13 protein-coding genes are annotated in these 11943 nt (G+C 34.3%); 11 read left to right on the top strand and 2 right to left on the bottom strand.

What is annotated here, in order from left to right; all coding sequences use genetic code 11:
• Positions 1–57 precede the first annotated feature (57 nt).
• On the bottom strand, positions 58–1059 hold the full coding sequence (locus BM371_RS10215; protein ID WP_034673970.1) for a catalase family protein: 1002 nt from the start codon (positions 1057–1059) through the stop codon (positions 58–60).
• Between the two features lie 76 nt (positions 1060–1135).
• Here BM371_RS10215 and BM371_RS10220 point away from each other — a divergent pair, with 76 nt between their 5' ends.
• From BM371_RS10220 to BM371_RS10245, 6 genes are all read left to right on the top strand, one after another.
• On the top strand, positions 1136–1666 hold the full coding sequence (locus BM371_RS10220) for an FKBP-type peptidyl-prolyl cis-trans isomerase (protein WP_228376707.1): 531 nt from the start codon (positions 1136–1138) through the stop codon (positions 1664–1666).
• A 90-nt stretch (positions 1667–1756) separates the two neighbouring features.
• Positions 1757–2707 (top strand): hypothetical protein, encoded by a 951-nt coding sequence (locus BM371_RS10225; protein ID WP_034673972.1) that lies wholly within the window; start codon positions 1757–1759, stop codon positions 2705–2707.
• Between the two features lie 120 nt (positions 2708–2827).
• Positions 2828–3400, top strand: coding sequence for a helix-turn-helix domain-containing protein (locus tag BM371_RS10230; RefSeq protein WP_034673974.1), 573 nt, complete (start codon positions 2828–2830; stop codon positions 3398–3400).
• A gap of 86 nt (positions 3401–3486) precedes the next feature.
• A complete protein-coding gene (locus BM371_RS10235) occupies positions 3487–4953 on the top strand; it encodes a serine hydrolase (protein ID WP_051882604.1) in 1467 nt (488 codons plus the stop codon).
• A 69-nt stretch (positions 4954–5022) separates the two neighbouring features.
• A complete protein-coding gene (locus BM371_RS10240) occupies positions 5023–5433 on the top strand; it encodes an Rrf2 family transcriptional regulator (RefSeq protein WP_034673976.1) in 411 nt (136 codons plus the stop codon).
• A 112-nt stretch (positions 5434–5545) separates the two neighbouring features.
• Positions 5546–6199, top strand: coding sequence for an NAD(P)-dependent oxidoreductase (locus BM371_RS10245; protein ID WP_034673978.1), 654 nt, complete (start codon positions 5546–5548; stop codon positions 6197–6199).
• A gap of 152 nt (positions 6200–6351) precedes the next feature.
• Here the strand turns inward: BM371_RS10245 and BM371_RS10250 are convergent, their stop codons facing one another.
• On the bottom strand, positions 6352–7368 hold the full coding sequence (locus BM371_RS10250) for a M23 family metallopeptidase (protein WP_051882606.1): 1017 nt from the start codon (positions 7366–7368) through the stop codon (positions 6352–6354).
• A 221-nt stretch (positions 7369–7589) separates the two neighbouring features.
• Between BM371_RS10250 and BM371_RS10255 the strand changes: the two genes are divergently transcribed.
• The 5 genes from BM371_RS10255 (at position 7590) to BM371_RS10275 (ending at position 11938) form a co-directional block, all read left to right on the top strand.
• A complete protein-coding gene (locus BM371_RS10255) occupies positions 7590–8630 on the top strand; it encodes an NAD(P)H-dependent glycerol-3-phosphate dehydrogenase (protein WP_034673980.1) in 1041 nt (346 codons plus the stop codon).
• A gap of 168 nt (positions 8631–8798) precedes the next feature.
• Positions 8799–10304, top strand: a complete 1506-nt coding sequence (gene mqo / locus BM371_RS10260) for a malate dehydrogenase (quinone) (protein WP_051882607.1) — start codon at positions 8799–8801, stop codon at positions 10302–10304.
• Positions 10305–10391: 87 nt separating this feature from the next.
• Positions 10392–10787, top strand: coding sequence for a hypothetical protein (locus BM371_RS10265; RefSeq protein ID WP_034673983.1), 396 nt, complete (start codon positions 10392–10394; stop codon positions 10785–10787).
• Between the two features lie 18 nt (positions 10788–10805).
• On the top strand, positions 10806–11450 hold the full coding sequence (locus BM371_RS10270; RefSeq protein ID WP_034673986.1) for a DUF1684 domain-containing protein: 645 nt from the start codon (positions 10806–10808) through the stop codon (positions 11448–11450).
• Positions 11451–11452: 2 nt separating this feature from the next.
• A complete protein-coding gene (locus BM371_RS10275; RefSeq protein WP_034673988.1) occupies positions 11453–11938 on the top strand; it encodes a GNAT family N-acetyltransferase in 486 nt (161 codons plus the stop codon).
• Positions 11939–11943 lie beyond the last annotated feature (5 nt).

An 11943-nucleotide genomic window follows, 5' to 3' on the forward strand; every position in this document is an offset into this window, starting at 1 on the left:
CACTTGCGAGGCAAAAATTCACCATTAAAAATTCCAGCAACTAATAACCACCAACCATTATTTATACTTCAACAGCTTATTAATCTTCTTCCTCGTTTGCAAAGAAACTTTATACGCTTCATCTCTCAGTTTCTGTATTTTCCCGACCGGCTGAAAAATTTCCGCACTTTCATACGGATTGAATGATAAAAGTTCATTCTCACATCCTTTTGGGTTGAGCAATGAGTTTTTTTCGATTTTAATTTCTCCTATTTTAATGGATGGCGAGTTTTTCCATTCTACATTGAGTTTGTTGATCGGCTGATCTTTTAAATCATAGCAAAACTGAATGAAAACATCTGCCAGATAATCATTAGAAATGCAATAGTTTTCGACCGACTGCTTTACTTTTGATCTTTTTCCGAAGTTTTTCTGAACATTTTTTGGGCATACTTTAATCTTAATCATTTTATCATCAAAACGATAAGCTCCAACTGAATGATAATCAAATGAAAGTATAAAGTTGTTCTTGTTTAAAACAAACTTCCAGACATTTTTCAGAAATGAAGGATTCAAGGTTGACGGAATGATCTTATAAATCTGTTTTAAAATAGAAAACCAATTGCTCCATTTTTTCAGAAAAAACCGATTGACAGAAGTGAAAAGCTTTAAAAATACCGAAACAGAATCGATAGGAAACAAAGGAAAATTTACCAATGGGTAATTGGAAATCGTTCTTCCCGATTCATCTTTTATCTTGATCGAAAAACCATAAGCAGGAATATCTTTTCCACTTTTTTTAATTTTTAAATGAGCATTAGACAATCGTGCAATAATTTCGTACTTCTCGCTGTCGAACACATGTTTCAAATCTTGTGGAATATCTTTGCTGATTATAAATTCACCTTTTAAGACAGCATAGGTTTTTGCATGAGCATTTCTGGTTGCATAATTGACATCACTGATTAAAGATGAGTGTTCTACAAAATCGGCAATGCTCTTTTTGGCTTCTTCAAGGAGTTGTTTTTCTTCATAGCTGAGTTTTTCAAAGTTCTTATTATATCGTAGCGGATTTGGCATATATTTTAAAAACTCAATGATAACGCCAAGTTTTTAATTCTACGTTACGAGAATATTAAACATTTTTTAATGTTCTATGTATTTTAAACAGAGGCATTGGGAAGACTCAAAATTACTTCTGACTTCCATCATCCTGCTTCCAGCCATAAACCCTATCTTTGTAAAAAAAATTATGGGAGTAGCAGATATGTTATTTAAACGTAAAAAAGAATTGGCAGAAAAAAACCTGAAAGACGGTCAGGAATATATGGCTGAATATGGGAAAAGAGAAACCGTTGTACAGTTGCCGAGTGGATTACAATACGAAATCATCACAGAAGGAGAAGGAGCAAAACCAGGTCCGAAATCAACAGTAAAATGCCATTATCACGGAACTACAATTACCGGAAAAGTTTTCGACAGTTCTGTAAAGCGAGGAACTCCGGCTTCATTTCCTTTGAACAGAGTTATTAAAGGGTGGACGGAAGCATTGCAATTAATGCCCGTTGGAAGCAAATGGAAACTGATAATTCCACCGCATTTGGCGTACGGAGATCAGCAGATCAGCAAAGAAATCGGGCCGAATTCTACACTGGTTTTTCAGGTGGAATTATTAGAGATCAAATAATTTAGCTTAAAAATAAATTAAAAAATCACCTGATTTCAGGTGATTTTTTTTATTTGTGCTATCTTAGTAATATGATGAAACTCGACTGAAATGAAAAAAATATACTGTTTATTTGCTGCTTTTATTCTGATGACTTCGTGTGTTTCAAAGAAAAATCAGACCATCAAACAAAATATTTTGACGTTGAGAGACAGCTATTGTAAAGCACCTTTCAAGTATAATTATGAAGAAAAATTGCCTTCATACAATTCAGATTCTATTATTTCGGCTAATCAACAACTAAAAACTATTTTTTCTGATCAGAGTATTTTGGTTTTAAATGCTTTGGATAATTTGGATGAAGTGAATGAAATCATGAAGCTTAAAAAAGATTCTTCATTAACTTCTCAGGTTAAAGTTCTGCAATTGAAAATGAAAATAAACAGCAAAATTACCATTGCTCTGACAGAATTGGATGCAGTTGCAGCCGAATTTGATTGTGAAGGAGAACGTGTTGCACAAATCGGAAATTATGTAGATAATCTGAATGATTCCAGAAATAATAAGCTTATTTTATACTCTATCGCAGCCGGAGCTGTTGCGTCAATTGCAGGCGGAATTGTGAAAGATGATGCTTGGAGCAGTGCAATTGATATTTCCGGTGGTGCTTTGGGAGCTGGTTTTGGTCTGGCAACTTTAAATCCTAAAGGTAAAAAAGTAGAATTTATTCATCAGAGAAATTTGTTGAGAGACATTTGGCATGAAAAACTTGAATCTCCCAATTTCCCACCTTTTATTTGGTATATGTACAGCGAGAAAAGGTTTTCGAATAAAGAAAAACATTCCATTATTTCGAGTATGAAAGAAAGATGGCTGCATTACCAGTTTGACGATGATAAAAATGCGGCAGATCAATCGGTAATTTTCAAAGATGGAGGTCTCTACAGAGCAGATGACCTTCATAATCGGGCTGCAATGCTCAATCAAATGCAGTCGGCAACTCGTACCATTAATCAGATTATTAATTACCTGCTTTTAGATTTAGATAAATTGATTTTATAATTTTGAAGATCATTTTCTAAACTTCAAATTTTCGTTTGAAAATTTTAAACTATTAAATTTTTAAGCATATTGATTAATAGAGATTTGAATCTGTAATTTTGCTTTAATCTATTTTAAAGAATGTCGGAATTAAAAAAAATCAGAGAACAACAAAATCTGACTCAGGAAGAATTAGCTGAAAAATCTGGAATTTCTGTAAGAACGATTCAAAGAATTGAAGCTGGAACAGAGCCGAAAGGTTATACACTGAAAACTTTAGCCGCAACGCTTGGTATTTCTGAGAAAGATTTATTGATTCCGGAAATTATAATTGAAGAAGATGTCATTGAAGAAGAAATAGTTTCCATAGAAAATAAAGAAGTTTCCAACTTTACACTTACTAAAATTATCAATATCTCTTCGCTTCCTTTTTCGTGGCTTCCGATTGCTAATTTTTTGCCTCCAATCCTTATCATGTTATTTACAAAAGAAAGAAACCCGATCGTAAAACAAATTATTTCTCTTCAGATATTTCTGGCGGTAATCTGTCCGATTATTTTTATGATTGTTGCTTTTTTAAAACTAGGTAAAACTTCAGTTCTTGTCACAATGATTGTTTTAGCGCTCATCAATGTATTTATTATCCTGAGAAATGCTTACGAAATAGATAATAAGAAATGTCTTTATTTTAAGCTGAATTTCAATTTATTATAAATTTGAATTGCGATTGTCGGGTAATTGTCGGGTTCATTTTCTTACTTAAAATTAATTAATTCTGAATCTTTGCCAAAAATTTTAAAATGATAAAGCAGTTCAGATTTTTTTTATTGATCGTATCCTTTTTCATCATTAATCTAAATGCGCAGATCGATAAAAACTCACCTCTATTTATTGAATTAAAAAACCAGGACAGCCTGTTTTTCGAGCGAGGATTTAATAATTGCGATATAGCTTATCTGGAAAAGCATGTTGATGATCAGCTTAAATTTTATCACGATAACGGTGGTTTTCAGGATAAAAAATTATTTCTTGAAAGAACAAGACAAAATATCTGCTCAAATCCTGTTCAAAAACCTATCCGAAAAGTTATTGAGAGCAGTTTGGAAGTTTTCCCCTTGTACAATAATGGAGAATTGTATGGTGCAATTCAGACAGGAGAGCATCAGTTTTTTATCCGTGAAAAAAATAAAGAGGATGTTTTGGGAGGTCAGGCAAAATTTACAACGGTTTGGACGAAACAAAATAGCGATTGGGTCATGAGTGATATTCTCAGTTATGATCATGGTGAACCGGGTAAAAAACAGTTTACGGATAATTTCGAGCAATTACTGAAAGACAATCGTATCCAAACTTTAGGTTTAGGAATTATCGAAGATGGAAAACTGACGGAAATTAAAGTTTATGGAAAATTAAACGATAAAACTTCAGCCTCTTACAATAGTCTTTTTAATGTCGCTTCATTAACAAAACCAGTGACTGCAATAACAATTTTGCGATTGGTAAGTCTGGGCAAATGGAATCTTGATGAGCCTCTTGATAAATATTTTGTTGATCCTGATATTGTAAAAGATCCGAGACATAAAAAGTTAACGACGAGATCGATTTTGAGTCATCAGACAGGTTTTCCAAATTGGAGATCGATGAATAAAGATAACAAACTTTATTTCGATTTTGAACCCGGAACAAAATACCAATATTCCGGTGAGGGATTCGAATATTTAAGAAAAGCTGTTGAAAACAAACTTCACAAAAGTATTGAAGAACTGGCAAAAGAAATTATTTTTCAGCCTTTAGAAATGAAAGATACAAGTTACATTTGGAATGAAAAAAAGTTTTCCGAAAGAATGATTGTCGGTTATGACAAAAACGGAAAGCCTTATGATATTGTAAAAAATAAAACTTCAAATGCAGCCGATGATTTAATCACAACAGTAGAAGATTACGGGAAGTTTTTGACAGCTGTGATGAACAATGACCTATTGACTTCAAGTATTTTTGAACAAATGAAAACCGGGCAAGTAGAAACTAAAAAAAATAAATCTTTCGGTCTGGGCTTTGAAATTTACAATCTAGGAAACGGCGAAACAGCTTTGTGTCACGGTGGTTCTGATCAAGGAGTTAATACCATTTTTTTTCTTCTGCCAAAAACAAAGAAAGGGCTTATAATCTTTACAAATGTTGAAAACGGTTATAAAATATACGAACCGATTGTTAATCATTACTTAGGAAATGCGGGTAAAAAGATTGTTGATATTGAAACAAGATAATTAAATGAAATTTAATTGTAATTAATTTTGTTACATTTAAAATATTTGTATCTTTGCTGAATAATTACAATGAACAATACAAGGTTTGCTACGGCAATACATATGATGACCTTATTGGCAGAAAGTCCGCTAGAGTGGCTCACTTCCGAATGGATGGCGGGGAGTATTAATATTAATCCGGTAATTGTTCGTAAAGAAATAGGAGTTTTAAAAGAAGCGGGCCTAATTGTAAGCAGACAAGGGAAAGTAGGAGGATCTCAGTTATCCAAAAGTGCAGATTTAATAAGCATTTCTGATATTTACTTAGCCGTAAAGAATACTGAGGTTTTAGGGAAGAAAAATAATAATCCGAATCCTGTCTGCGCTGTTGGAAGAGAAATAAATACTCATCTTAATAATTTATTTTCGGAGACAGATCAATTGGTTTTACAGTTTTTAGGAAATAAATCGTTGAAAGAATTCAGCGAACAATTCAAATAAAATTTTTTTAACCATAATTGTAACAAAATTTATTACATTTTAGTTTAAATATAAAATAATATCAAATGAAACCGAAAGGTTCGTGAATTCCTTTAAAAATAAATAAAAAAGTATGAACAAAAAAGTAGCAGTAATCGGAGCAACAGGTTTCGTAGGAACGCAGGTCGTAAAAGAACTTTCAAACAGAGGTTATGAGGTTGAAGCTATTGTAAGAGATGCATCAAAAGTAAACGAAACTGAAAAAGTAAGAGCAAAAAGCATCGACGTAAATAATGTTGAAGATTTAGCGGAAGCTTTAAAAGGAAATGATGCCGTAATTAATACGTTCAACGCAGGATGGACGAATCCTAATCTTTATGATGACTTCCTGAACGGATCAATCAATATCGAAAAAGCAGTTGAAAAATCGGGGGTAAAAAGATTTATTACCGTTGGTGGAGCAGGAAGTTTGTTCATCGACGGAAATCAGTTGGTTGATGGGCTGGATTTTCCTGCAGATATAAAACCGGGAGCAACGGCAGCAAGAGATTATTTAAATAAAATCAAAGAAAATAAAACATTAGACTGGACTTTCTTCAGTCCCGCAATCGAAATGCATCAGGGAACAGCAGGAATAAGAACCGGAAAATACAGAACCGCTCTTGAGAATCCTGTTTTCAATGAAGAGGGTAGAAGTGTGCTTTCTGTAGAAGATGTTGCAGTCGTTTTGGTAGATGAATTGGAGCAAAACAATCACATTCGTGAAAGGTTCACTGCAGCTTATTAATTAAAAATTTTGCTTTAGAGTTTAAGAAAAGAGCCACGAAGTGGCGACTTTCTAAAGCATCGGGTAAAACCCGATGAATAAATATGACAATCAGAAACAGTTTCGGCGGTACCAAAGGTGCCGCCGAAACTTATACTAACAATAAATAAAAATTATAAATTCATAAATAATTTAGGATTTACAGGGGCATTGTTTTTATGCACTTCATAATGCAAATGTGGGCCTGTAGAACGTCCTGAATTTCCGGATTTAGCAATAACCTGCCCTACTTTCACTTTATCATTTGTTTTTGCTACCAGTTGCGAAAGATGCCCGTAAAGTGTTGCCAAACCATTTCCGTGGGATACAATTATGCAATTTCCGTAACCGCCTTTTTGCCCTGCGAAAATCACTTTTCCTGCTGCTGTAGCCATAACATCAGATCCGAAAGGAACAGCGATATCCAAACCTTTGTGAAACTGCATTTGGTCGGCTTCTGCAGGAGCATTGTTTTTTTCAGCCGGAACTTTAGAAGCAACGGTATTTTTTCCCATTGAATTTGTCGAAGAAGAACTTGGCGCACTTGGAGTTTTCATAGTAACCATTACTTTGACTTCTCTTTTATTTCCGTAGCTGTCAGTCAATTCTACGATTTTTTCTACCGGTTCAGCTTTTACTTCGGGCTTTGGAGTTGTTGTTGCAACTTTTGAAGCTGATTCTGCAACAGGTTTTACAGAAGCATAGACTGTTTTAAAAGGGATCGGGTTTTTTCTGATTCCGAAATTTGATGAAATATAGCCTTCGGTCGGCATTCCCAAAGGAACCTGCATTAGTTTTTGCTGAAGATCCATCAGATATTGGCTATATCTGTTTGATTGTTTTGCCAGATAAATTGAATTTGAGATACTGTCGTTATCAAGAACCATCAGTTTTTCGTTCTTAATGTCTTTTGATTTCAGAAAAGAGTTTAGTTGGGAAACCGTTTGATCTACCAGGCTGAGATCGGTCTTCATTTTCAGATAATCAACGCTGTCTTTCTCTGTATTGATCTTTACCAAATTTACTTCATAATTTTTGTCGTCTTTCTCCGAAAACAATTTGGCAATGAAAATACTTTGTGCAAAAACGATAAATAAAAGTCCTCCAATAAGAACGGTTACTTTCTTTTTGCTTCCTAAAAATTTCTTCATTTTTCTTTCTCTTAGAATTAAAAAGGTTTTAAGGGTGCAAATTTAGTTAAAAATAAACTTTGGTCATTATTCTTAACAAAAATTTATAAATACTTGTAATAAACGGATTTTTATATATTTAATTGTGTGCGAATGTTAAAATTTATAAAATAGGATATAATTCTGTGGCATAATTTCTGATATTTCACGGTTTTAATATATTTGCAGTTCACATCTCAATTATGGCGAAAAAGAAAACCAACTCAGACTCCGCATCATCGAAAAAAACAAAAAATGACGTTGCAGTTGGCGTTGTAGGAAGCGGAAGTTTTGCAACAGCAATCGTAAAAATGCTTGTTGAAAACTGTAAAACTGTGCATTGGTGCGTAAGAAATGAATTTGTAAAAGGAGCGATTGAGCTTAGAGGTCACAACCCTACTTATCTTACGGCGGTTAATTTTAACCTTAAAAATTTAAAGCTTACAACCGATGTCAATGAACTCGTTTCGGCTTGTGATGTTGTAGTTTTGGCGACACCATCGATTTATCTTTCAGATACTTTGGATAAGATGAATTGCGAATACAAGGATAAAATCTTCGTTTCCGCAATCAAAGGAATTATTCCGAAAGTGAATGATGTGGTTGCACATTATCTGAAAGAAGAATTCCAGATCGGCTTCAGAAATCAGGCGGTTATTGCAGGACCTTGTCACGCAGAAGAGGTTGCCATGGAAAGACTTTCTTATCTTACGGTAGCTACGGTAGAAGACGAAACTTCACAAAAATTGGTTGATATTTTCAATTCAGATTTTATAAAAGTTCATTCGAGTAAAGATATTTTAGGGAATGAATACAGTGCGATTCTTAAGAATATTTTTGCCATCGGAGCCGGAATTGCAAGCGGTTTAGGCTACGGAGACAACTTTACGGCAGTTTTTGTTTCAAACGCAATCCGTGAAATGGAAATTTTCCTTGAAGCGATTTATGAAGCACCAAGAGATGTTAACGAAAGTGCTTATCTTGGCGATTTACTTGTTACGGCTTATTCATTATTCTCAAGAAACAGAAACTTAGGAAATCTTATCGGAAAAGGATATACGGTGAAATCTGCGATACAATCAATGAACATGGTTGCTGAAGGATATTATGCTGCAGATTCTATTTATAAAACTTCAAAGGATAAGGGTCTTAAACTTCCAATTATTGATACAATCTACGGAATTCTGTATGAAGGCAAAAATGCTGAAAAACAGTTTAAAAAATTGACGACAAAGCTGAATTAAAATCTTAAATTTAAAAATATACAAACATCAGTACATCATACTGGTGTTTTTTTTATGAATACAATTAAATTTTCATTGATTTTTTCTAAAAATAAATCATGGTAAAAATCATCGTTTATAGGGTTTAATCTAAAAACTTTTCCCGAAATTCGTAGTAAATTTCACAGAATGCCACATAGAATTACGAACAGAACTCCGAAGCCTAAGTACGATGTTGTGCTTATCGGAGGCGGAATTATGAGTGCCACTTTAGCCACTTTACTTCATGAATTTGATCCTAATTTAGAGATCGCCATTTTCGAAAGGCTCGGAAGGTTTGCTAAAGAAAGCACCGCTGCCTGGAATAATGCAGGAACGGGTCACTCCGCGTTTTGTGAGCTTAACTATACTCCGGAAAATGAAGACGGAACAATCGATATTTCAAAAGCCGAAAAAATTGCTGAACAGTTTGAGGTTTCAAAACAGTTCTGGTCTTATCTGATTGATAAAAATTATATTGAAAAACCACAGGAGTTTATCAATTCTTGTGCGCATATGAGTCTGGTTTTTGGTGAAAAAGATACGGAATATCTTCGCAAGAGACACGAAGCTATGAAAGGTTCACCCTTATTTTCAGATATGGAATTTTCTACCGATCACCACAAACTCAGAGAATGGATTCCTCTGGTCATGAGCAAAAGAAATCAATCTGAAGTTTTGGCAGCTACCAAAATGGATTTAGGAACTGATGTGAATTTCGGAAGCCTAACAAGAAAAATGGGGCGTCATCTTCTCGAAGATTCTCATGTGGAAGTTTTTCTTTATCACGAGGTAAAAGATGTCGATCCGCGAGAAGACGGGAAATGGGAAATGAAAGTGAAAGACCGTATCAACAGACATAAACAGGAAGTTGTTGCTGATTTTGTTTTCATCGGAGCAGGAGGGTATGCATTGCCGCTACTCGACAGTTCAGATATTAAAGAAAGCGAAGGTTACGGTGGTTTTCCGGTTTCAGGGCAATGGCTCGTCACGCATAATCCGGAATTGGTAGAAAAACATCAGGCAAAAGTTTATACTCAGGCTACTGTTGATGCACCGCCAATGTCTGTTCCGCACTTGGATTTAAGGATTATTGATGGTAAAAAAGCTTTGCTTTTTGGTCCGTTTGCGGGATTTTCTACTAAATTTTTAAAAGAAGGAAGCTATCTTGATTTACCGGAAAGTGTTAATACTAAAAATCTCCGTTCGTTATTCGGGGCTTGGTGGCACAATATTCCTCTTACAAAATATTTGGTGCAGCAGGTAGCAATGACCAAAGCCCAGAGAATACAGCATTTAAGAGAATTTGTAAAAGATGCTAAAGAAGAAGACTGGGAACTGAAAGTTGCCGGACAACGCGTGCAGATTATCAAAAAAGATGATCGATATGGCGGAAAGCTGGAATTTGGAACCGAGGTTGTTGTCAATGATAAAGGAACAATTGCTTCTCTTTTAGGTGCTTCTCCCGGAGCTTCAACGGCGGTATATGCAATGCTGAATGTTTTGGAAAAATGCTTCCCTGAAAAACTTCATGGCGAATGGAAAGATAAATTATTAGAAATGATCCCGTCATACGGACAAAAACTATCCGAAAATCCGGAACTGACAAAGCAAGTCAGAGCATACAGCAAGGAGAAATTAGAATTAAAACATTAAAACATAGGTAATCAGTAATGAGCAATAAGTAATTTTGCAGTTCGTTATTGCTCATTCCAATTACTCATTACTTATTATCAATAAATCATGGCAGAAGTTATTGTAAAACCAATTATTTCAAAAGAATTGCTGGAGTCTCTTCAGACAAAAATTGAAGAAGAGAAGCAGGTGATTGTGCACTGTTGTTTTCCTGCATCGCCATTTTTGGGAAATCTAATCAGGATTTGGAATACAACCGTTCTCATCGACCAGAATTCTTCCCACAAAAGTAAACTGATACACGCAGAAAATATCAGTATTTTTCCAAACTGGACGCCCGTTCCGTTTATGAAAGATTTTTGGTTCACTTTGGTTTTTTCCGGATTGCCAAAAGATTGTACAAGTTTTGATTTTAAAGAAGAAATTCCCGAAGAGGGAGGTTTTTTTGTGAAGTCAATTAAGCGAAATTCATCAGATATTTACAGGATAAAAATTTCTGAATAGATTTAAATTAAAACTAAAATGAAGAAGATTATATTCATTCTTTTTGCTGTTTTTCCGTTATTAATGTTTTCTCAGAATAAGAAAAGCACTGATTCATCAAAAAATAATTCAAAAGAAATTAAAGAAATCAAAAAATTCCAAACTGATTTAAATAAAGAATATCTCGACAAAAAAGAAACACCTTTGCGTGGAGATAATTATACCAATTTTAAGCAACATCCGTTTTTTCCAATCGATCTGAAATATCGTGTTAGCGCAAAATTTGTAAAGAATGAAAAACCTGAACCCTTTGACTTACCAACTTCTTCGGGAAAAACAAAACCTTATCAGGAGTTTGGGAAGGCAACGTTCGATCTTGACGGAAAATCATATACTCTTACAATTTACCAAAGTTTAGATCTTATGAAAATGGAAAAATATAAAGACCATCTTTTTCTTCCTTTTCGGGATGCTACAAATAATAAAGAAACATACGGCGGCGGAAAATATATGGATTTAACAATACCGAAAGGAAATACAATTGTCCTGGATTTTAATCAGTCATATCAACCTTTCTGCGCTTATAATGCCTACGATTACAATTGCCCGATTGTCCCTGAGGAAAACAAACTCTCTGTAGAAATTAGGGCAGGAGTGATGTACAACGATATTTATCATCATTAATTATGGTTGAGTTAAAGTTTTTTGAACCAAAAAATCTTTCTGAGCTTGATTATGAGCTTGATGAAATTCAGTCGCAGTTTTCTGCATTGCCAAAGCAGGCTTTAGAAAGAATTGAAGCCAGAAACCAGAATGAAGATTTTTTCGCTTATCCTGTTACTATTTTTTATGATGAAAAAATTGCGGGTTTTTGTGTCTTAGATTTTGGAGATGATAAATTTGAAATGACTGATAATCCTGATTCGGTTTTGCTTCGTGCATTATCAGTAAACCCCGAATTTCAGGGCAAAGGAATTGGTCAGTCGATGATGGCAATACTCGACGATTTTATAAAAGAACATGACAGAGATTGTAATGAAATCGTTTTGTCGGTTAATGAAACGAATAATTTAGCCTTTCAAATTTACCTGAAAACAGGATATGTATTTAATGGTAAAAGAATCAACGGAAGAAGCGGACCCCAACTGGTGATGTCTAAAGTTTTAGATTAAATTAA

Source organism: Chryseobacterium formosense, from assembly GCF_900116415.1.
In the GTDB taxonomy this organism is placed as follows: domain Bacteria; phylum Bacteroidota; class Bacteroidia; order Flavobacteriales; family Weeksellaceae; genus Chryseobacterium; species Chryseobacterium formosense.

Excerpts from the sequence above, each read along its gene's own strand:
- BM371_RS10215 (WP_034673970.1), bottom strand. The coding sequence starts at position 1,059 with ATGCCAAATCCGCTACGATATAATAAGAACTTTGAAAAACTCAGCTAT.
- BM371_RS10220 (WP_228376707.1), top strand. The coding sequence starts at position 1,136 with ATGTATTTTAAACAGAGGCATTGGGAAGACTCAAAATTACTTCTGACT.
- BM371_RS10225 (WP_034673972.1), top strand. The coding sequence starts at position 1,757 with ATGAAAAAAATATACTGTTTATTTGCTGCTTTTATTCTGATGACTTCG.
- BM371_RS10230 (WP_034673974.1), top strand. The coding sequence starts at position 2,828 with ATGTCGGAATTAAAAAAAATCAGAGAACAACAAAATCTGACTCAGGAA.
- BM371_RS10235 (WP_051882604.1), top strand. The coding sequence starts at position 3,487 with ATGATAAAGCAGTTCAGATTTTTTTTATTGATCGTATCCTTTTTCATC.
- BM371_RS10240 (WP_034673976.1), top strand. The coding sequence starts at position 5,023 with ATGAACAATACAAGGTTTGCTACGGCAATACATATGATGACCTTATTG.
- BM371_RS10245 (WP_034673978.1), top strand. The coding sequence starts at position 5,546 with ATGAACAAAAAAGTAGCAGTAATCGGAGCAACAGGTTTCGTAGGAACG.
- BM371_RS10250 (WP_051882606.1), bottom strand. The coding sequence starts at position 7,368 with ATGAAGAAATTTTTAGGAAGCAAAAAGAAAGTAACCGTTCTTATTGGA.
- BM371_RS10255 (WP_034673980.1), top strand. The coding sequence starts at position 7,590 with ATGGCGAAAAAGAAAACCAACTCAGACTCCGCATCATCGAAAAAAACA.
- mqo (WP_051882607.1), top strand. The coding sequence starts at position 8,799 with ATGCCACATAGAATTACGAACAGAACTCCGAAGCCTAAGTACGATGTT.
- BM371_RS10265 (WP_034673983.1), top strand. The coding sequence starts at position 10,392 with ATGGCAGAAGTTATTGTAAAACCAATTATTTCAAAAGAATTGCTGGAG.
- BM371_RS10270 (WP_034673986.1), top strand. The coding sequence starts at position 10,806 with ATGAAGAAGATTATATTCATTCTTTTTGCTGTTTTTCCGTTATTAATG.
- BM371_RS10275 (WP_034673988.1), top strand. The coding sequence starts at position 11,453 with ATGGTTGAGTTAAAGTTTTTTGAACCAAAAAATCTTTCTGAGCTTGAT.